The 17,532-nt window shown below is 64.1% G+C and carries 17 protein-coding genes; 9 read left to right on the top strand and 8 right to left on the bottom strand.

Annotated features, from left to right (window positions below; all coding sequences use genetic code 11):
- The first annotated feature begins 75 nt into the window (after positions 1-75).
- The gene (locus ACP2YP_RS07835; RefSeq protein WP_426423449.1) at positions 76-1,008 is read left to right on the top strand and encodes a DMT family transporter; all 933 of its coding nucleotides are present in this window, start codon (positions 76-78) and stop codon (positions 1,006-1,008) included.
- A gap of 60 nt (positions 1,009-1,068) precedes the next feature.
- Here ACP2YP_RS07835 and ACP2YP_RS07830 read toward each other — a convergent pair whose 3' ends face one another.
- Positions 1,069-1,458 carry a DUF1330 domain-containing protein gene (locus tag ACP2YP_RS07830; protein ID WP_426423447.1) on the bottom strand — a complete coding sequence of 130 codons (390 nt, stop codon included), beginning with the start codon at positions 1,456-1,458 and terminating at the stop codon, positions 1,069-1,071.
- 105 nt (positions 1,459-1,563) lie between these two features.
- Here ACP2YP_RS07830 and ACP2YP_RS07825 point away from each other — a divergent pair, with 105 nt between their 5' ends.
- Positions 1,564-2,499: a DMT family transporter gene (locus ACP2YP_RS07825; RefSeq protein WP_426423446.1), complete on the top strand. Its 936-nt coding sequence runs from the start codon at positions 1,564-1,566 to the stop codon at positions 2,497-2,499.
- A gap of 107 nt (positions 2,500-2,606) precedes the next feature.
- Here ACP2YP_RS07825 and ACP2YP_RS07820 read toward each other — a convergent pair whose 3' ends face one another.
- Positions 2,607-4,292 carry a methyl-accepting chemotaxis protein gene (locus ACP2YP_RS07820; protein WP_426423444.1) on the bottom strand — a complete coding sequence of 562 codons (1,686 nt, stop codon included), beginning with the start codon at positions 4,290-4,292 and terminating at the stop codon, positions 2,607-2,609.
- 261 nt (positions 4,293-4,553) lie between these two features.
- Here ACP2YP_RS07820 and ACP2YP_RS07815 point away from each other — a divergent pair, with 261 nt between their 5' ends.
- From ACP2YP_RS07815 to ACP2YP_RS07795, 5 genes are all read left to right on the top strand, one after another.
- On the top strand, positions 4,554-5,597 hold the full coding sequence (locus ACP2YP_RS07815; protein ID WP_426423443.1) for a C-terminal binding protein: 1,044 nt from the start codon (positions 4,554-4,556) through the stop codon (positions 5,595-5,597).
- 99 nt (positions 5,598-5,696) lie between these two features.
- The gene (locus ACP2YP_RS07810; protein WP_426423441.1) at positions 5,697-7,040 is read left to right on the top strand and encodes an ABC transporter substrate-binding protein; all 1,344 of its coding nucleotides are present in this window, start codon (positions 5,697-5,699) and stop codon (positions 7,038-7,040) included.
- Between the two features lie 139 nt (positions 7,041-7,179).
- Complete coding sequence (locus ACP2YP_RS07805) at positions 7,180-8,136, top strand: carbohydrate ABC transporter permease (RefSeq protein WP_426423439.1); 957 nt, start codon at positions 7,180-7,182, stop codon at positions 8,134-8,136.
- A complete protein-coding gene (locus tag ACP2YP_RS07800) occupies positions 8,129-9,031 on the top strand; it encodes a carbohydrate ABC transporter permease (protein WP_426423438.1) in 903 nt (300 codons plus the stop codon). Before ACP2YP_RS07805 ends, ACP2YP_RS07800 begins: the two co-directional genes overlap by 8 nt.
- An 84-nt stretch (positions 9,032-9,115) precedes the next feature.
- Positions 9,116-10,471: an esterase-like activity of phytase family protein gene (locus ACP2YP_RS07795; RefSeq protein WP_426423437.1), complete on the top strand. Its 1,356-nt coding sequence runs from the start codon at positions 9,116-9,118 to the stop codon at positions 10,469-10,471.
- Positions 10,472-10,633: 162 nt separating this feature from the next.
- On the opposite strand, the gene ACP2YP_RS07790 is transcribed toward ACP2YP_RS07795, so the two are convergent.
- Positions 10,634-12,310 (bottom strand): mucoidy inhibitor MuiA family protein, encoded by a 1,677-nt coding sequence (locus tag ACP2YP_RS07790; protein WP_426423436.1) that lies wholly within the window; start codon positions 12,308-12,310, stop codon positions 10,634-10,636.
- Between the two features lie 203 nt (positions 12,311-12,513).
- On the bottom strand, positions 12,514-13,134 hold the full coding sequence (locus ACP2YP_RS07785) for a response regulator transcription factor (protein WP_426423434.1): 621 nt from the start codon (positions 13,132-13,134) through the stop codon (positions 12,514-12,516).
- 204 nt (positions 13,135-13,338) lie between these two features.
- On the opposite strand from ACP2YP_RS07785, the gene ACP2YP_RS07780 reads away from it, so the two are divergent.
- Positions 13,339-14,376 carry an AraC family transcriptional regulator gene (locus tag ACP2YP_RS07780; RefSeq protein WP_426423433.1) on the top strand — a complete coding sequence of 346 codons (1,038 nt, stop codon included), beginning with the start codon at positions 13,339-13,341 and terminating at the stop codon, positions 14,374-14,376.
- Between the two features lie 77 nt (positions 14,377-14,453).
- On the opposite strand, the gene hemN is transcribed toward ACP2YP_RS07780, so the two are convergent.
- On the bottom strand, positions 14,454-15,806 hold the full coding sequence (gene hemN / locus ACP2YP_RS07775; RefSeq protein ID WP_426423431.1) for an oxygen-independent coproporphyrinogen III oxidase: 1,353 nt from the start codon (positions 15,804-15,806) through the stop codon (positions 14,454-14,456).
- Between the two features lie 163 nt (positions 15,807-15,969).
- On the opposite strand from hemN, the gene ACP2YP_RS07770 reads away from it, so the two are divergent.
- A complete protein-coding gene (locus ACP2YP_RS07770) occupies positions 15,970-16,176 on the top strand; it encodes a hypothetical protein (protein ID WP_426423429.1) in 207 nt (68 codons plus the stop codon).
- Between the two features lie 239 nt (positions 16,177-16,415).
- Here ACP2YP_RS07770 and ACP2YP_RS07765 read toward each other — a convergent pair whose 3' ends face one another.
- From ACP2YP_RS07765 to ACP2YP_RS07755, 3 genes are read right to left on the bottom strand one after another with little or no spacing between them, the layout of a single operon-like run.
- A complete protein-coding gene (locus tag ACP2YP_RS07765) occupies positions 16,416-16,667 on the bottom strand; it encodes a GNAT family N-acetyltransferase (protein ID WP_426423427.1) in 252 nt (83 codons plus the stop codon).
- A 4-nt stretch (positions 16,668-16,671) separates the two neighbouring features.
- On the bottom strand, positions 16,672-16,851 hold the full coding sequence (locus ACP2YP_RS07760; RefSeq protein WP_426423425.1) for a hypothetical protein: 180 nt from the start codon (positions 16,849-16,851) through the stop codon (positions 16,672-16,674).
- A 22-nt stretch (positions 16,852-16,873) separates the two neighbouring features.
- Complete coding sequence (locus ACP2YP_RS07755; protein ID WP_212298191.1) at positions 16,874-17,524, bottom strand: CoA transferase subunit B; 651 nt, start codon at positions 17,522-17,524, stop codon at positions 16,874-16,876.
- Between the last annotated feature and the right edge of the window lie 8 nt (positions 17,525-17,532).

Genomic DNA, 17,532 nt, shown 5'->3' with positions numbered 1-17,532 from the left:
GGGCCGGGTCGTGACCGGCCCGGACAGAGCCGGGCTGGAGGCTCAGGCGTATGACGCGGGGCCATAACAATCACAATGTCCGCCACCGGCCAGACCACGAGCGCCGAAGCATCCGCTCCGCACTGGATTGCCAACCAGCCTTATCTCCTGCTCAGCATCACCGCGCTGTGCTGGGCTGGCAATGCGGTCGTGGGGCGGCTCGCCGCCGGCCACATCCCGCCGGTGACGCTGTCCTTCCTGCGCTGGACCTTCGCCTTCCTGCTGGTGCTGCCGTTCGCCTGGAAGCATCTCGCCCGGGACTGGCCCGCGATCCGCGAGAAACTCGGCCTGATGATCGTGCTGTCGATCACCGGCATCGGTGCTTTCAACACCCTGCAATATTGGGCGCTGGAGCATACCCAGGCGCTCAACACCCTGCTGCTGCAGTCGGCAGCGCCCCTGGTCGTCGCGCTGTGGTCGCTGGTCATCCTCGGCATCCGTCTCACCGCGGCGCAGGCCTTCGGCGTGGCTCTATCGATGTGCGGCGTGCTGATCATCCTGCTGCACGGCGATATCACCACGCTGTCGAACATCGCCTTCAACAAGGGCGATTTGATCTTCATCGTCGCGCTGATCATCTTCGCGCTCTATTCGGTGCTGACCTTGAAGCGGCCGCCGATCCACGGCCTGTCGTTCCTCGCCTTCACCTTCGGCGCGGGGGCGGCCTGCCTCATTCCGCTCGAGATCTGGGAATTGTCGGCGCGTCCCGTCATGAAGCTCGACGGGCCGAACCTCCTCACTTTGTTCTATGTCGCGGTGTTTCCCTCGACGCTCGCCTATCTCTGCTTCAACCGCGGCGTCAGACTGATCGGCGCCAACCGCGCTGCACCGTTCTTCCACGTTGTGCCGGTGTTCGGCTCGATCATGGCGATGGCCCTCCTGGGCGAGCACCCGCAGGCCTTCCACTTCATCGGCTTCGCGCTGGTGCTGTCGGGCGTGTTCGCGGCGTCAAGGAAGCAGACGACGTAGCCTCTTCCTTCTCCCCTTGTGGGAGAAGGTGGCGCGCGCCGCGCGAGCCGCAACGCCGCGCTACTTCGTCTTTAATTTGCTGTAGGTCTCGCTCGTCGCGATGATGACGTGCTCGGCGCAGCCGTTGACGCGATGCGGATCGGCATCGCGCTCGTAGGCCTCCGACGTCATCATGTCGAGGAACGCCGCGACGGACGGATAGAACACCAGCGCGACGAAATCCCAGTCGTTGCCGGCCTGCGGGCCGAGCGCGATCGCCTTGGCCTCGCCGGTCCATAACAGCGTGCCGCCGCGCGCCTTGATCATGGGCACAGTGATCGCGCTGTAGCGCAAATACGCATCCCAGCCCGAACCGTCGCCGTCGCGGGAGCGTTCGTGAAAGCGCATCAGGTTCAGCATCACCACCGGCGCATGCCGGTCGAGCCGTTCCAGGCCCACAATGTTCAACATATTGACCGCCAATGGCACCTCCTCGGGTCTTGCCTGCATTGTAGCATTGCGGTGGCGTGACTTGTGTCACGACAGCTATCCAGCGCAAGCTCGTATTCAACGCCAATGACGATTGCTTCACCCGCGCCAAAGGCCTTCAATCCGGTCAGTTGGCTCAACAACCAGCCTTATCTGCTGCTCAGCCTGAGCTCGCTGTTCTGGGCCGGCAACATCGTGCTCGCACGCCATGTCGGCGCGCATGTGCCGCCGTTGACGGTGACCACGATCCGCTGGTTCGGCGTGTTCCTGATCCTGCTGCCATTCTCCTGGCCGCATCTGAAGCGCGACTGGCCTGCGTTGCGCAAGAGCCTGCCGCTGATGCTGTTCCTGTCGCTGGTCGGCTTTGCCTTCAACAACGCGATCTCCTACTGGGCCCTGCAATATACCGAGGCGCTGAACGCGCTGCTGATCCAGTCGGCCGGGCCGCTGTTCGTGGCGCTATGGTCGCTTGTGTTGTTCGGCGTGAGGTTGACCGGCGGCCAGCTTGCCGGTATCGCAATTTCGCTGATCGGCGTGCTGATCATCATCCTGCGCGGCGACCTTGCGGCGCTGGCAAGCATCTCGTTCAACCGGGGCGACATCATGTTCGCCTCCTCGCTGGTGGCATTCGGGATCTACTCCGCCTTCATCCCGCGCCGGCCGAAGGTTCACCAGCTCTCGTTTCTCTCCTTCACCACCTGCTGCGGCGCCATGATGCTGCTGCCGACGGCGGTCTGGGAGGTGTGGTCCGGCAATGTCATGCAATTCGACAGCGTGACGCTGATGACGCTCGGCTACATCCTGATCTTTCCCTCGACGCTCGCCTATCTCTTTTTCAACCGCGGCGTCGCGCTGATCGGGCCGAACCGCGCCGCGCCGATCTTCCATCTGGTGCCGGTGTTCGGCTCGGCGATGGCGATCGTCCTGCTCGGTGAAAAACTGCAGCCGTTCCACCTGATCGGTTACGCGCTGGTGCTCGCCGGCGTCGTCATCGCCTCGCGCCAGGGCTCGGCGGTGAAGTAATTCCGCGCGACGGACGCGTGCCCACTATCGATTGTCACGCACTCAAAAAGAAAGGTGGGCACGACGCTTTCGCGTCTTTGCCCACCCTACGAATTCAGCACAAGAATTTAGGCCGCGCGGACCTTGGCGAGGAAGCCGTCCACCGCGCTACGCAGCGCGCCGGACTGGTTGTCCAGCTCGCGGGCGTTGGTCAGCACGTCGGCGGCTGCGGTGCCGGTCGCTTCGGCGGCCGAGGTGACGCTGCCGATATGGGCGTTGATCTCGCTCGAGCCAGCCGCGACCGACTGGATGTTGCGGGCGATCTCGCGGGTGGCCTCGCCCTGCTGCTCGATCGAGGCCGAAATGCCGGCGGTGATCTCGCTCATCTCGGCGATGGTCTGGGTGATGCCGCCGATCGCTGCGACCGCATCGCTGGTCGACGTCTGCATCGCCGCGACCTGGGCCGAGATTTCCTCGGTGGCCTTGGCGGTCTGGTTGGCCAGCGCCTTGACCTCGGAGGCGACGACGGCGAAGCCGCGGCCGGATTCACCGGCACGCGCCGCCTCGATGGTGGCGTTGAGCGCGAGCAGATTGGTCTGTGCCGCGATCGAATGAATGAGCTTGACCACCTCGCCGATCTTTTCGGCGCCGGTCGAGAGCTCCTGCACCGTGGCGTTGGTACGCTCGGCGTCGCTGACGGCGCGGCTCGCCACTTCCGTCGAGCGCGTCACCTGGCGGGAGATTTCCGTAACCGAGCTCGACAGCTCTTCGGCGGCGGCCGCGACCGTGCCGACATTGCCGGAGGCTCTTTGCGAGGCCGCACCGACGGTGGCCGCACGCGAGCTGGCGTCGCTGGCGGTCGCGGTCATCGACTGCGCCGTGGCCTGCATGCCCGTCGCAGCCGAGGAGACCGAGCGGACGATGCCGTTGACGCTGCGTTCGAAGTCGCTGGCGATGCCTTCCATCGCACTGCGACGTTCCGACGCGGCGCGCTCCTTGGCCTCGGCCTCGGTCCTCTCGAGGTCACGGATACGGACCGCGTTGTCCTTGAAGATCTGGACGGTCGAGGCCATCGCGCCGACCTCGTCGCCGCGGCCGACACCGGGGATGTCACCCTCGAGCTTGCCGTCAGCCAGATCCTTCATGCGGGAGCCCAGCAGCGTCAGCGGACCGCTGATGCTGCGGCCGAGCAACCAGGCAACGCTGCCGGCGACGATGACGATGCCGAGCATGGCAAGGCCGAGCAGCCAGTAGACCGGTGCCATCTTGGCGTCGATGTCGTCGAGATAGGCGCCGGTGCCGAGATACATGTCGAAGCCGGGAACGGCGACGGCGTAACCGATCTTGCGGATCGGCGTTTCCTGGCCGGGCTTCACATATTCATAGTACAGCAGGATCGAGCCGTTGGCCTTGACGCCGTCCATCAGCTCCTTGGACAGCTTGCGACCGTTGGTCTCGACGTCCATGCGATTGGTGCCGACCTGCTTGGGGTCGGGTGCGAGCTGGGTGATGCCGTCATAGGACGTGCCGAACAGATAGCCCGAGCCGTTGTCATAGGTCATCGCGTTGCCGTAGCGGCGAAGCTCGGCCATGGCCGCATCCTTCGTCAGCTCGCCGGCATCGACGCGCTTCTTCAGCGCGGCTGCATAGTTACGACCGAGGTCGACGATCGACTTGGTCTGGTCGATGCGCGCGTCGACCATGGCGCGTTTCATCAAATAACCGGCCAGGACTCCGGAGATGCACAGGCCGAACACGGTGACACCGACAAGGATGCCAAGCTTGGGGGCGATCTTCAGATTGCTCAACTTCACGGGGTGGACTCCGGGGACAAAGGGATGCGGGCGCGCGAGTCAATTGATCGAAATTGAATCAACTTTTAGTGTCGGACCCCTTAGCAAGTTCCTTACGTGCCTCCGTAGTAGCCCGGACAATGCCGGAAAAACCGGCAAATAATCACGACAGCACCAACCGGGAATTGTACGCGACCGCGCCGATTTCGCGTAAAAGACGCAAAGGCCCGCCCAAAGGTGCGGGTCGCAACAAGAACCGACAAACCAAATCGGGAGCAGGAAATGCCGAAATACAGGGTGGTGACGCCGAAGGGCGCGAGCTTCACGGTCGCGGGCAGCGATTACTCCTACGAGCGCGAAGCGCTCGATCCGATCGATGCCGAGATCGTCGAGGCGCCGGCCAACGAGGCGGAGTTCATCGCCGCCGCCAAGAACGCCGACGCGATCTACGCCAAAGGCATCCCGATCACCAAGTCGATCATCGACGCACTCGAGAGCTGCAAGGTCATCACGCTCGGCTCGGTCGGCGTCGACAGTGTCGACGTGAAGGCCGCGACAGCGCGCGGCATTCCCGTTACCAACATCCCCGACACCTTCATCGAGGAGGTCGCCGACCACGCCATGATGCTGCTGCTCGCCGGCTTTCGCCGCCTGGTCGAGCAGGACAGGATGGTGCGCACCGGCCGCTGGGCCGAAGGCCGGCCGGCGCTGCTGAAAGTCCCGCGGCTGATGGGCCAGACACTCGGCTTCGTCTCGTTCGGGCGCGTCGCGCGTGCCGTTGCGAAGCGCGCAGCTCCGTTCGGCTTGCGCATGATGGCCTACGATCCCTTCATCCAGGAAACGCTGATGTGGGACCACGGCGTCATCCCGGCGACGCTGAACGAGGTGCTGTCGCAATCCGACTTCGTCTCGATGCATGCGCCTGCGCGGCCCGAAGTGCATCACATGCTGACCGAGAAGCATTTCCGGCAGATGAAGAAAGGCTCGATCTTCATCAATACGGGGCGCGGCGCCACCGTGGACGAGGAGAGCCTGATCAAGGCGCTGCAGGAGGGCTGGATCGCGCATGCCGCCCTCGACGTGCTGGAGAAAGAACCGCCGTCGCACAACAACCCCATCCTCAGCATGGAGAACGTGACCCTGACCGCCCATGTCGCCTCGGCCTCGGCACGGTTCGACGAGGCACGCAAGCGCCGGGTGGGCTACGAATTGTCACTGGTGCTTCAGGGCATGTGGCCGGTAAGCTGCGTCAACCCGTCGGTGCTGCAAGACACCGCGCTCCGCCGCTGGCAACCCGTCAGCATGGACCGCGGCCCGAACAGCTAAGGCGGCCGGCGCAAAGCGCGCCGAAAGACCGGCAAAAGAACGAAACGGCCCTTCACCGGCGATCAACGCCGGGAAGGGAGACATCATAGGGAGGAACTGATGAGGAACGACATCACACGTCGTGATGCCTTGGCGCTGGGCCTGTCCGCTGCAACGGTCGCTGCCACTGGTGTTGCAGCGCACGCTCAATCCACGATCAAGGCTGCCGACGTCCCCGCACCGAAACTGCCGATCGAGAAAGGCGCATCGCTCCGCATGCTGCGGCCGGTGCGCTTCGTCCAGGCCGACGAGGACGTGTTCCGCGCCAATGCGGCCAAGTTCACCAAGGAGACTGGCGTCGAGGTCAAGGTCGATTTCGTCGGCTGGGAGGACATCAACCAGCAGACCGCGGTCACCGCCAATTCCGGCGCCGGCCCCGACATCATCATCGGCTTCTCCGATGCGCCGCACATCTATATCGACAAGCTGATCGAGCTGACCGACGTCGCCGACTATGCCGGCAAACGTTACGGCGGCTGGCTGCCGCTGGCGCAGCGCTACGGCAAGAAGAACAAGAGCGACACCTGGATCGGACTGCCGTTCGGCGCCTCCGGCGGTCCCCTGATCTACCGCAAGTCGATCCTGCAATCGGTCGGCTTCGACAAGGTGCCGGAAGACCATGCCGGCATCCTCGGCCTCTGCCAGAAGCTGCAAAAGGCCGGCAAGCCGGCGGGCTTCGCGCTCGGCAACGCCAAGGGCGACGGCAACGGGTTCGCGAACTGGGCGCTGTGGTCGCACAACGCGGCCCTGCTCGATGAAGAGGGCAATCTCACCATCAACAGCAAGGAGACGATCGCCGCGCTGAACTGGGTCAAGCAGATCTACCCGACCTTCATCGCCGGCACGACGTCATGGAATGACGTCAGCAACAACCGCGCCTACGCCGCGCAGGAGATTTCGCTGACCGCCAACGGCGTCTCGCTGTACTTCTCGCTGAAGAACGACCCGGCGACCAAGGCGATCGCCGAAGACAGCGAGCATCAATTGCTGCCGAAGGGCGTGGCGAAGATCTCTCCTATGGCGGGCCTGACGCTGAACGCCATGGTGTTCAAGCACAGCCAGTACCCCAACGCCGCAAAGGCCTTCCTGCAATTTATGCTGGAGAAGGACCAGTACGAGCCGTGGCTCAATGCCAACTCCGGCTATTGGGCGCAGCCGCTCGCGGCCTATGCCGACGCCGCCGTGTGGTCGCAAGACCCCAAGGTCAAGATCTTCAAAGACACCATGAACAGCATCTATTACGACGGCTACAAGGGTCCGATCTCGACGGCGACTGGCGCCGTCAGCGCCGACTACGTGCTGATCCAGATGTTCGCGTCGGTCGCGACCGGCGCGGCCACGCCGGAGGCCGCCGCCGCAGAAGCCGAGCAGCGCTGCAAGCGGTATTTTAGGCGGCAGAAGTAACGGCCGACGGCAAAGCGACTGTCATTGCGAGGAGCACTTGCGACGAAGCAATCCAGACTTTCACTGCAGAGACAGACTGGATTGCTTCGCTTCGCTCGCAATGACGGCATGGTGACCTTCAACGACAGGACAACGCCCTATGTCCGTGACCACACTCTCCTCCCCCGCCCTGCTGCAGCGGCAACCGAACTGGCTGGTGCGCCTGTTCGACTACAAGCCGTTCCTGGTCGTGATGTGCCTCGCGCCTGCGATTGGGTTGCTCGGGGTATTCCTGACCTATCCGCTTGGACTCGGCATCTGGCTCGCCTTCACCGACACCACGATCGGCCGGAAGGGCGAGTTCATAGGCCTGGAAAACTTCCAGTACCTGCTCACAGATCCCCTGTGGTGGAACGCGGTGTTCTACAGCGTGGTCTACACGGCCATCGCGACCTTCGGGAAGTTCGCGCTCGGCTTCTGGCTGGCGCTGCTGCTTAACAACCATTTTCCGTTCAAGAGCCTGCTGCGCGCGATCATCCTGCTGCCCTGGATCGTGCCGACCGTGCTGTCGGCGCTGGCGTTCTGGTGGATCTACGATCCGCAATTCTCGATCATCTCCTACCTGCTGGTCGACGTGCTGCACTGGCGCACAAGCAATGTCGACTTCCTCGGCTCGCCCTGGCCGGCGCGATTCTCGCTGATCGCGGCCAACATCTGGCGCGGCATTCCCTTCGTCGCGATCTCGCTGCTGGCGGGGCTTCAGACCATCTCGCCCTCGCTCTACGAAGCCGCCATGCTCGACGGCGCCAGCGCCTGGCAGCGCTTCCGCTACATCACCTTCCCGATGATGATGCCGATCCTCGCCATCGTCATGACCTTCTCGATCATCTTCACCTTCACCGACTTCCAGCTGGTCTACGCCATCACCCGCGGCGGGCCGGGCAACTCGACGCATTTGCTGGCGACGCTGGCGTTCCAGCGCGGCATTGCCGGCGGCGAGCTCGGCGAAGGGGCCGCGATCGCGGTGTCGATGATCCCGTTCCTGGTGTTCGCGACGCTGTTTTCCTATTTCGGCCTGGCACGCCGCAAATGGCAGCAGGGAGAGGCCAATGACTGAGACCGTCGCGCAAGTCTCCACAGTGGCCAACGCCAAAGCGGCGCCCGACACCATGGCCTGGGATTCCGGGCTGCGGCGGCTGATGATGATCTATCTGCCGCTCGGCTGCTTCGTGCTGATCCTGCTGTTTCCGTTCTACTGGATGGCGATCACGTCGTTCAAGCCGAACGCCGAGCTGATGAACTACCGGGAGCACAACCCGTTCTGGATCACCTCGCCAACGCTGGCGCATATCAAGCACCTGCTGTTCGACACCGCCTATCCGCGCTGGCTGTGGACGACGATGCTGGTGGCGATCGGCGCAACCACGCTGTCGCTGATCGCGAGCACGCTCGCCGCCTACGCGATCGAACGGCTGCGCTTCCGCGGCAGTCCTTATGTCGGCCTCGGCATTTATCTCGCCTACCTCGTGCCGCCGTCGATCCTGTTCATCCCGCTCGCCACCGTCGTCGTGCAGTTCGGCCTGTTCGATTCGCCGCTGGCGCTGATCCTGGTCTATCCGACCTTCCTGGTGCCGTTCTGCACCTGGCTCCTGATCGGCTATTTCAAGTCGATCCCTTACGAGCTCGAGGAATGCGCACTCGTCGACGGTGCGACGCGGCTGCAGATCCTGCGGCGGATCACATTGCCGCTCGCGGTGCCCGGCCTGATCTCGGCCGGCATCTTCTCCTTCACGCTGTCCTGGAACGAGTTCATCTACGCGCTCGCCTTCATCCAGAGCGGCGCTAACAAGACCGTGCCGGTCGCGATCCTGACCGAGCTCGTCACCGGCGACGTCTACCAATGGGGCGCGCTGATGGCGGGCTCGCTGCTCGGCTCGCTGCCGGTTGCGATCTTCTACTCGCTGTTCGTGGACTATTACGTCTCCTCGCTGACCGGCGCGGTAAAGGAGTAACCGGCGCCTGCGGCGTTTGGCCCGGTTTCACAATATTGCAATGTGCGATCCGCATAAGGCGTCGTCCACTAACAGGAGACGCACATGCGCGCGACTTTTCTCAGCACCGTCGCAACGATCATTCTCACCGCGAGCACCGCGCTTGCAGCGAGTGAGGGTGAATTCCCGGCCAAACTCGCCGGCCACGTGGTGATGCCAGCCGCGACCTTCATCGACGCGCCGGCCGATGCGCCCGCCGATCTCCAGACCTCGGGAAAATACACCACCGGCAAGCGCGTCGACGCGCTCGGCACCGTGATGGGAAAATCCTTTGAGCGCCCGACCGGCATCTCGCTGCCGTTCAGGGGCCAGCCGCTGCAGGGCCATTCCGGCATCAAGACCATGCCCGACGGCAGCTTCTGGGTCATCACCGACAACGGCATGGGCTCGCGCGCCAACTCGCCGGACTCGATGCTGTACCTGAATCGCTACAAGATGGATTGGGCCAGCGGCAACATCGAGCGCGAGGAGACCATCTTCCTGCACGATCCCGACAAGAAGGTGCCTTTTCGCATCGTGCACGAGGACACCGAGAAGCGTTATCTCACTGGCGCCGACTTCGACACTGAAGGTTTCCAGATCATCGGCGACACTTTCTGGATCGGCGACGAGTTCGGGCCCTACATCCTGAAGGCCGACAAATCAGGCAAGATCCTCGCTGTGTTCGAGACCATCGCCGACGGCAAGCCGGTGCGCTCGCCCGACCATTGGGCGGTGCAGTCGCCGGGCGCGCCCGGCGCGACCTACACCAACGTCAACCTGCGCCGCTCCAAGGGCTTTGAGGGCTTTGCCTCCTCCAAGGACGGCAAATTCCTCTACGGCCTGCTCGAAGGCCCGCTGTGGGATGCCGACAAGAAGGATTGGGAGCGGGTCGACGGCAAGGAAGCTTCCCGCATCCTCGAATTCGACGTCACTGCTGAGAAATTCACCGGCCGCTACTGGCAATATGTGTTCGAGCAGAACGGCAACGCCATCGGCGACTTCAACATGATCGACCCGAGCGCGGGCCTGGTCATCGAGCGCGACAATGGCGAAGGCACGTCCGACAAGGCTTGCCCTCAGGGCACCCGCGGCGAGAACTGCTTCCCTGACGTCGCCAAGTTCAAACGCGTCTACAAGATCGAGCTGACCGACGCCAATGTCGGCAAGCCCGTGCGCAAGATCGGCTATATCGACCTGATGAAGATCCAGGACCCCGACAAGAAGGCGCGCAAGCCGCTCAATGACGGCGTCTACACCTTCCCGTTCTTCACCATCGAGAACGTCGATCGCGTCGACGACACCCACATCATTGTCGGCAACGACAACAATTTGCCGTTCTCGTCGAGCCGCGACCCCAACAAGGCCGACGACAACGAGTTCGTCCTGCTTGACGTCGCGGATTTCCTGAAGGCGAAGTGAGTCAGCGCTCTTTCTCTCCCTCTCCCCGTTCTTACGGGGAGAGGGTTGGGGTGAGGGGCTGCTTCAGCAAAATTCGATGACAGATGGACTCGCGGAGAGTCCCCCTCACCCGGCGCTTCGCGCCGACCTCTCCCCGCGAGCGGGGCGAGGTGAAGCGGAGCCCTAACCCGACGGCACGATCACCACGCTCTTGTCCTTGGGCCAGCGGAGGCGCCAGGCGAAGTTGATGTCCTTGACCTCGCCGGGCCTGGCGTCGAACGACCATTCCAGCACGCCACGCTTGTCACGGATATCTTTTGCCGTGGGCGGCGTGGTCGCCGGCAGCATCTCGACGACGATCTCGTCATTCTCGCTGACCGGCAGCTGGTCCTCGATCGCGACGTGTATCGGGAAGTCGTGACTGTTGCGGACGGTGGTCTTGAACGCGCGCTCGTCGGTCTTCGACGTCACGATCAGACCGGCCGAGCCTTCGTTGCGCTTGAGCACTGCGCGCTCGACCTTGACCTTGTCGTCGGCGCCGAAGCCGAGCCGCACGATGTCGTCCTTGGCCGAGGCCGAAAGCTTGCCGCGGCCGACAAAGACGCCGTCGCGGTAGATCGCGACCTTGCCCGGCAGGAGCGCCGTGTCGTCGGTCTGCTTGAAGCTGGCTTCGAGGAAGGCCGTGGGGTCCAGCACCGGCGCGGTGCGCACCGCGAGATCGGCGGGCACGCTCATCGAAGCAATGCGCAGGCTCTTGGCGCCCTCGGCTGCGCCGAGGCTGGCGCGGCCGGGAATTTTGAAGGTGGCCTGGAAGTCGCCGACCTCCGCGACGGCTTGCTGCTCGTCGGCACGCTGGGCCGGCAGATCAAATTCCTCCCTGCTTCGTGCCGCCTCCATCTTTCGCAGCATTGGCGCGGCCGCTGGCACGGCAGTATCCGCGACCGAGCCCAGCGCGCGCGGCTTCGGCACCTGCGGATATTGCGCCACCAGCGAGCCCAACTCCGGCGCGCTGCCACCGCGGGCGATACGGACGGTGGAAACGCCAAGCGTGACGTTCGTCCAGTCCTCGCCGGTCGATTGCGTGACCTCGGCGCGGCGAACCAGCTCGAGCTGCGGCTTGCGGTCCTTGGCACCGGTGTCGAGCCGGGCATCGTAGAGCGGCAACCAGCGCGCATTGCGCACGGCGTAGGTGACCCGCAGCGTCGCCTTGGTCGCGGCTGCCGAGGCGACGTCGATCCGCACCTCCAGCTTGCTCGGCGGCTTGGCAGATCGGTCGGCTTCGAGTTGCGCGATCTGGCGATCGATCTCGCGCTGTTTTCGTGTGGCATCACGGATCGCCGTTTCAGCGGCCGCGACTTCCTCGGCCACGGCGGTGAAGGCCGCGCGCCACTCGGTGATCGGGCGCGCCTCGCCCTTCTCGCCGAGGCCGGCGGGAGAAGCTTCGGCGAAGCGCTGCGCGAATTTGCGCCGGGCCGCCGCCGCATCGATCGCGCCTTGCAGGTCGGCACGCTCGTCCTTGAGCGCCTCGATGCGCTTGTCGAGCTCGGGCAGATTGACCGGCGCCGCCGCGCGCGGCGGCCGTGCATCGATGGTACCGATGGTGAGCTTGGCGCTCGCCTCGCCCTCGACGCGGAGCGAGGACGGATCGAGCGAGAGCGGAAAATCCTTAGCGACCAGTGTGCTGTCGCCGGAGGCGAGGTCGATCGCGATCACGCGGGTGACGGTGGCGCCATCGGGATAGACGGTGACGGTGTCGATGGCCGACGTGGCGTCCACATCGGCGGCCCATGAGGGCACGGCGAGTGCTGCGGTCACCAGGACCAGGCTCGTCGTCACCAGACATCTTGCGATCGTACGCATCAAATTTCTCCCTGCCGATATCGCCGCGCCGCCAGCCGGACGCGCGAAAACATGCCACGCCATCGTGGTGAGACGCGGCAGGGAAGGAACCGGTTCGATTGGGGTTTCCGTTGGGCGCGGCTGCGGCGGCACCATGGCCGCGGAACGCGTCACCACGCCGCGGCACAACCGACGCTTAAGAGGCAAACCTCAGACTTCGAGCCTCAGACCTGACTGGGCGAACCCTGACCGAAGATGCGGCGGAGCAAATCCGTCACGTTGCGGGCGCCGGCCTTCTTCAAAATGCTGGCGCGATAGCCCTCGACCGTGCGCGCACTCAGATGCATCCGCCGGGCGACCTCCTTGTTGGTCAGGCCGGCCGCGAGATGCGCGAGCACATCGCCTTCGCGCGCCGTCAGGGGTTCGCAGCCGGGCAGCCAGCGCTGCCGGCTCGAATCGGACCGGACGGATTCGTCGATCGCGGCATCGATCCGGCCGACGACGTCGTGGGTGCGAAACGGCTTCTCGATGAAATCGGCCGCGCCGCTCTTGATGGCATCGACCGCCATGGCGATGCTGCCGTTCGCAGCGGTCACCAGCACCGGCGCCATGCAATTCTCCTCGCGCAGGCGCTTGAGCACGTCGAGGGCGGAGCGATCCGGCGGCATCTCCAGCAGCACGCAGGCCGGCATCCGGGTCTTGGCTTCCGATAGCAGCGATGCGCCGTCGGCGAAGCAGATCACGTCATAGGCGCTCTGTTGAAGCGCGTTGGACAATTGTTCGCGGGAGACAGCGTCGGTTTCAATGACAAATACCTCACCCTTGGAAAGCATGTTCCCCGGCATAATCCCGATCCAGCAATGTCTTGGTCAAATGATATGCGACGGCCGCGAGGCCCACAGCCCTGCTGTGCCGTCATGAGCACGGCATTCGCGCCAGTGCTTCGTTCTTCCTTATGTATGTTCCGCCGTGTTCCCGGATTTGACGGATCGGGACAGAAACTTTACATTTCGGGACATCTGCGGGAATGGCTGACAGGAACGGGTCGCATGACCGACCTCATTCGCAGCGCAGGCTTGAGCTACTACCCGGAGGTCGCCCGATCGGTCGGGCTCGACCCCAGACAGATGATGCGTAAGGTCAGACTGCCGCTGACCATCCTCGACAAGCCCGATACGCCCATTGCCGTCACAGCCTTACGCCGCCTGCTCGAATTGTCGGCAGCGGAGTCCGGTGCCGAAGATTTCGGCTTGCGGCTCGCCGAGAGCGGCGGATTGACCAATTTCGGCGCGGTCGGCCTGATCGTGCGCGAACAGGCAACCGTCGGCGAGGCGATCGAAGCTTTCTCCCGCTTCATCCATGTTCATCACGAGGGCATGAAGCTCGACGTCGTCAGGGACAAGCAGACCGTGACCGTCACGCTGCATCTGCGCGGGCGGCAGCCGACGGCCCCGCGCCAGTCGATCGACATGGCGCTGGGCAGCATTCATCGCATCATCCAGTCGCTGTTCGGAAGTGACTGGCGGCCGCAGGAGGTGCATCTGCACTACCCGCCGCCGCACGACCGCAAGCGTTACCGCGACTTCTTCGGCTGCCGCGTCATCTTCAACGCGGAAGAGGATTCGATCCTGCTGTCGGCCCACGACATGGAACGGCGGATTCCGAGCGCGCATCCCTTGATCGCGAATTATTTGCGCAAGCGGATCGAGGCGATCGAAAACCGGCCGGCCAGCTGGGAGGAGAAGGTCGACGAGGTCGTGCGCATCCTGCTCGCGAGCGGCGACTGCACGGTCGAACGCGTGGCCGAGCATCTCGGCTGTACCCGCCGCACCATCCACCGGCACCTGGCTGACGCCGGCACCAGCTTCTCGGCCATCCTCGACGCGCAGCGCGCCGATCTCGTGATCCAGCTGATCGAGGACCCCGGCCGGCCGCTGGCGAATATCGCCGCACAGCTTGGCTTCTCCGCGCAGAGCGCCATGGCCCGCTGGTTCCGCGGTCGCTTCGGCTGCACCATCACCGACTGGCGGCGGGGCGTGCGGCCGCTGGCGCAGCCGGCCGCCGTAGCGCCGGCCACCGCGGCTTAAGCTCAGACCCGAATCAGGCGTGCTCGAAGGGGCCGACTTCGCGGACGACCTTGCAAATCTGCAAGCGGCCGCTGGCCCTAGACCGCCCGACTGTGCAACTGCTTCCCTGGATCGAGATGCGCATCGAACGCCGCCGCAACGCTGCGGACGAGGAAGCGCGAGTCGTTTGCGACGGCGAGGCGGCCGCCGTCCAGCCTGACGACGCCGTCCGAAATCAGCGGCTTCAGGCGCGACGCAGACCTGAGAATCCCCTCCGGATCTGCACCATGACGCGCGCAGATGTCGCCGAGATCGGCGCCGAATTCGCACATGATGCGCTCGATGATGTCGGCGCGCAGCCGATCGTCGTCGGTGAGCTCATAGCCCTTCGCAGTGGCGAGACAGCCATCCGCGATGCTCTGCTGATAGGCACCGATCTGTACTTCGTTCTGGACATAGCCCTGCGGCAGATGCCCGATTGCGCTGGCGCCGAAGCCGAGCAGGACCTCGCCCTGGTCGGTGGTATAGCCCTGGAAATTGCGCCGCAGCGTCCCCTGCTCGAACGCCACGGCCATCGCATCGTCAGGCCGCGCAAAATGATCGAGCCCGATCTGCACATAGCCCGCCTCCTTCAGCGCGTTGGCGATGGCGCAGGCCTGGTCATGACGCGCAAGGCCGTCGGGCAAATGATACTCATTGATCATGCGCTGGTGCTTCTTGAAGTCAGGCACATGCGCGTAGCCGAACACCGAGAAGCGGGCCGGCGCGAGCGCGAGCGAACGCCGCACCGTATCCAGGCAGGACGCGATGGTCTGGTGCGGCAGGCCGTAGATCAGGTCGAAATTGATCCCCTTGATGCCAGCGCGCTGCAGCATGTCGACGACGGAGGCGGTCTGCTCAAAACTCTGCACGCGGTTGATCGCGCGCTGCACGACGGGATCGAAGCTCTGCACGCCGAGGCTGGCGCGGTTGACGCCAGAGAGACGCATGGCCTCCACCATCTCGGCGGCTAGCGTCCGCGGATCGATCTCGACCGCGATCTCCGCCGAGGGCAGCACGAAGAAGGCATGACGCATCGCCGCCATCAACTCGGCAAAGGCTTCCGGCGCCATGATCGTCGGCGTGCCGCCGCCGAAATGGATGTGCTCGACCTTGATGCGTCGGCCGATGGTGTTGGCGACCTCTGCGATCTCGCTTCGCAACGTCCCCTGATAGGCCGCAATCAGCCCGTCGCGGCGGACGATCTGGGTATGGCAGCCGCAATACCAGCACATCTCGCGACAGAACGGCACGTGCAGATACAGCGATGCACTGGCATTGGCGGGGAGCTCGGACAGCCAGCGCGCGTAGGTGTCGGCGCCGACCGCCGGCGAAAAGTGCGGCGCGGTCGGATAGCTCGTGTAGCGCGGCAACCTCTCTTCGCCATAGCTCGCTGCGAGGTCAGTCCTCATATCTTACCCGTTGGTAAATTGATGCCGCTTGCGGTCACTGGCAAGCCCCGGATGGCATTAGATTACCCGCTTTCGCGCGGGCCACCTTTGCGCTTGCTCAAAGTCTGAGCGCCGGATTGGCGCCATGGTGACGATTGATCATCGCGCCCCTGGGAGACAGGCCATGGCGTCGTTTTCGCTCGATATCGTTCTCTGGCTTGCCGGTATTCGCGGCCCCATCCCGCGCTTCGACGATTTCCGTCCCGTCCCCGTCGCGCCTGCCGCCGGCGCAAATCATCTCGTGCGCGTGTTGGCCATCGTGGCCGCCGTCTTCGCCGTGCTGGCGCTCGCGATCTGGGGCACGGTCTGGATTGCGATCCAGCTTCTCTAATTAAGGCATCCAATCATTTAAATTAAGCACAGCCAAAGACGCGAACGATTTGCCGTTCACGCCGGAAGGTCCCCATATCGCTTCGTTCATGCGGGCTACTCGCCGTCATTGCGAGCGGAGCGAAGCAATCCAAAATCTTTCCGCGCAAACAGTCTGGATTGCTTTGTCGCTTCGCTCCTCGCCATGACGAGGTTGAGGCGCATGTTACGCTATCAACCGTCAACGCTGGCGCCGCGAGATCAAATCGCGCGCGCGAACATGCGAAAGCCAGGCGCGCCGATGATCGCCTCGAAGGCCGGATCGCGCTTCTCTTCAGCGAACACAAAGCCGGCCTTGGCGTAGGCGCGCTCGGCAGGTTCGTTGCCGATCAGGAACGATATCGTCACCCGCCTAAATCCGGCCGCCCGTCCCTGATCCAGAGCGCGCGCGATCAGCGCTTGCACGAGACCGCGGCCACGATAGGCGGGATCGGTCGCAACATACTCGATCATCCAGTCACCTTCGCCGCCCTGCCGCGTGCGGGGCGGCGATGCGCGCGATGAAATCCAGGCACTGTGCTTCAGGCCAGCCGAGCGCAACGTCGAACCAGCCGCGCGGCCGATAGCCGCGCATTGATGACAGAATAATTCTTGCGATGAAATCCGCGTCTTCGGGACGCGCAGACCGTATCGTCATGCACGCCCCCTCTGCGAAGACCTTACGTGTTCTTCAGCGCGACGCGAAATTCGGCTTCGGTCTTGGCCTTGACCTCGTCGAGCGTGACGCCGTCGGCGAGCTCGATCAGCGCCATGCCGCCGTCACCGTGCTTGTCGATGGTGAACACGGCGAGATCGGTGACGACCATGTCGACCACGCGCTCGCCGGTCAGCGGCAGATTGCACTTCTTCAAGAGCTTGGCGCCGTCCTTGGCGGAATGCTCCATCACCACGACGACGCGCTTGACGCCGGCGACGAGGTCCATCGCGCCGCCCATGCCCTTGACCATCTTGCCGGGGATCATCCAGTTGGCGAGATCGCCGTTCTGGGCCACCTGCATGGCACCGAGGATCGACAGATCCATGTGGCCGCCGCGGATCATGCCGAAGGAATCCGCGCTCGAGAAATACGAGGTCGACGGCAGCTCGCTCACGGTCTGCTTGCCGGCGTTGATCAGATCGGCGTCCTCTTCGCCCTCATAGGGGAACGGGCCCATGCCGAGCATGCCGTTCTCGCTCTGGAGGCTGACGTCGACGCCGTCGGGGATGTAGTTCGAGACCAGCGTCGGGATGCCGATGCCGAGGTTGACGTAGTAGCCGTCGCGCAATTCCTTCGCGGCGCGCGCGGCCATCTGTTCACGGGTCCAGGCCATCTTATTCT

The sequence above is a fragment of the Bradyrhizobium genosp. A genome (assembly GCF_049949275.1).
Taxonomy (GTDB): domain Bacteria; phylum Pseudomonadota; class Alphaproteobacteria; order Rhizobiales; family Xanthobacteraceae; genus Bradyrhizobium.
The sequence above is the reverse complement of the archived record's forward strand: the minus strand, read 5'-3'. Positions and strand labels throughout refer to the sequence as shown.

Bases quoted from the DNA above. Each gene is read 5' to 3' on its own strand.
- ACP2YP_RS07835 (WP_426423449.1), top strand. From the start codon at position 76: ATGTCCGCCACCGGCCAGACCACGAGCGCCGAAGCATCCGCTCCGCAC.
- ACP2YP_RS07765 (WP_426423427.1), bottom strand. From the start codon at position 16,667: ATGATCGAGTATGTTGCGACCGATCCCGCCTATCGTGGCCGCGGTCTC.
- ACP2YP_RS07785 (WP_426423434.1), bottom strand. From the start codon at position 13,134: ATGCCGGGGAACATGCTTTCCAAGGGTGAGGTATTTGTCATTGAAACC.
- ACP2YP_RS07780 (WP_426423433.1), top strand. From the start codon at position 13,339: ATGACCGACCTCATTCGCAGCGCAGGCTTGAGCTACTACCCGGAGGTC.
- ACP2YP_RS07805 (WP_426423439.1), top strand. From the start codon at position 7,180: ATGTCCGTGACCACACTCTCCTCCCCCGCCCTGCTGCAGCGGCAACCG.
- ACP2YP_RS07755 (WP_212298191.1), bottom strand. From the start codon at position 17,524: ATGGCCTGGACCCGTGAACAGATGGCCGCGCGCGCCGCGAAGGAATTG.
- ACP2YP_RS07830 (WP_426423447.1), bottom strand. From the start codon at position 1,458: ATGTTGAACATTGTGGGCCTGGAACGGCTCGACCGGCATGCGCCGGTG.
- ACP2YP_RS07760 (WP_426423425.1), bottom strand. From the start codon at position 16,851: ATGACGATACGGTCTGCGCGTCCCGAAGACGCGGATTTCATCGCAAGA.
- ACP2YP_RS07810 (WP_426423441.1), top strand. From the start codon at position 5,697: ATGAGGAACGACATCACACGTCGTGATGCCTTGGCGCTGGGCCTGTCC.
- ACP2YP_RS07815 (WP_426423443.1), top strand. From the start codon at position 4,554: ATGCCGAAATACAGGGTGGTGACGCCGAAGGGCGCGAGCTTCACGGTC.
- ACP2YP_RS07770 (WP_426423429.1), top strand. From the start codon at position 15,970: ATGGCGTCGTTTTCGCTCGATATCGTTCTCTGGCTTGCCGGTATTCGC.
- ACP2YP_RS07800 (WP_426423438.1), top strand. From the start codon at position 8,129: ATGACTGAGACCGTCGCGCAAGTCTCCACAGTGGCCAACGCCAAAGCG.
- ACP2YP_RS07795 (WP_426423437.1), top strand. From the start codon at position 9,116: ATGCGCGCGACTTTTCTCAGCACCGTCGCAACGATCATTCTCACCGCG.
- ACP2YP_RS07825 (WP_426423446.1), top strand. From the start codon at position 1,564: ATGACGATTGCTTCACCCGCGCCAAAGGCCTTCAATCCGGTCAGTTGG.
- ACP2YP_RS07790 (WP_426423436.1), bottom strand. From the start codon at position 12,310: ATGCGTACGATCGCAAGATGTCTGGTGACGACGAGCCTGGTCCTGGTG.
- hemN (WP_426423431.1), bottom strand. From the start codon at position 15,806: ATGAGGACTGACCTCGCAGCGAGCTATGGCGAAGAGAGGTTGCCGCGC.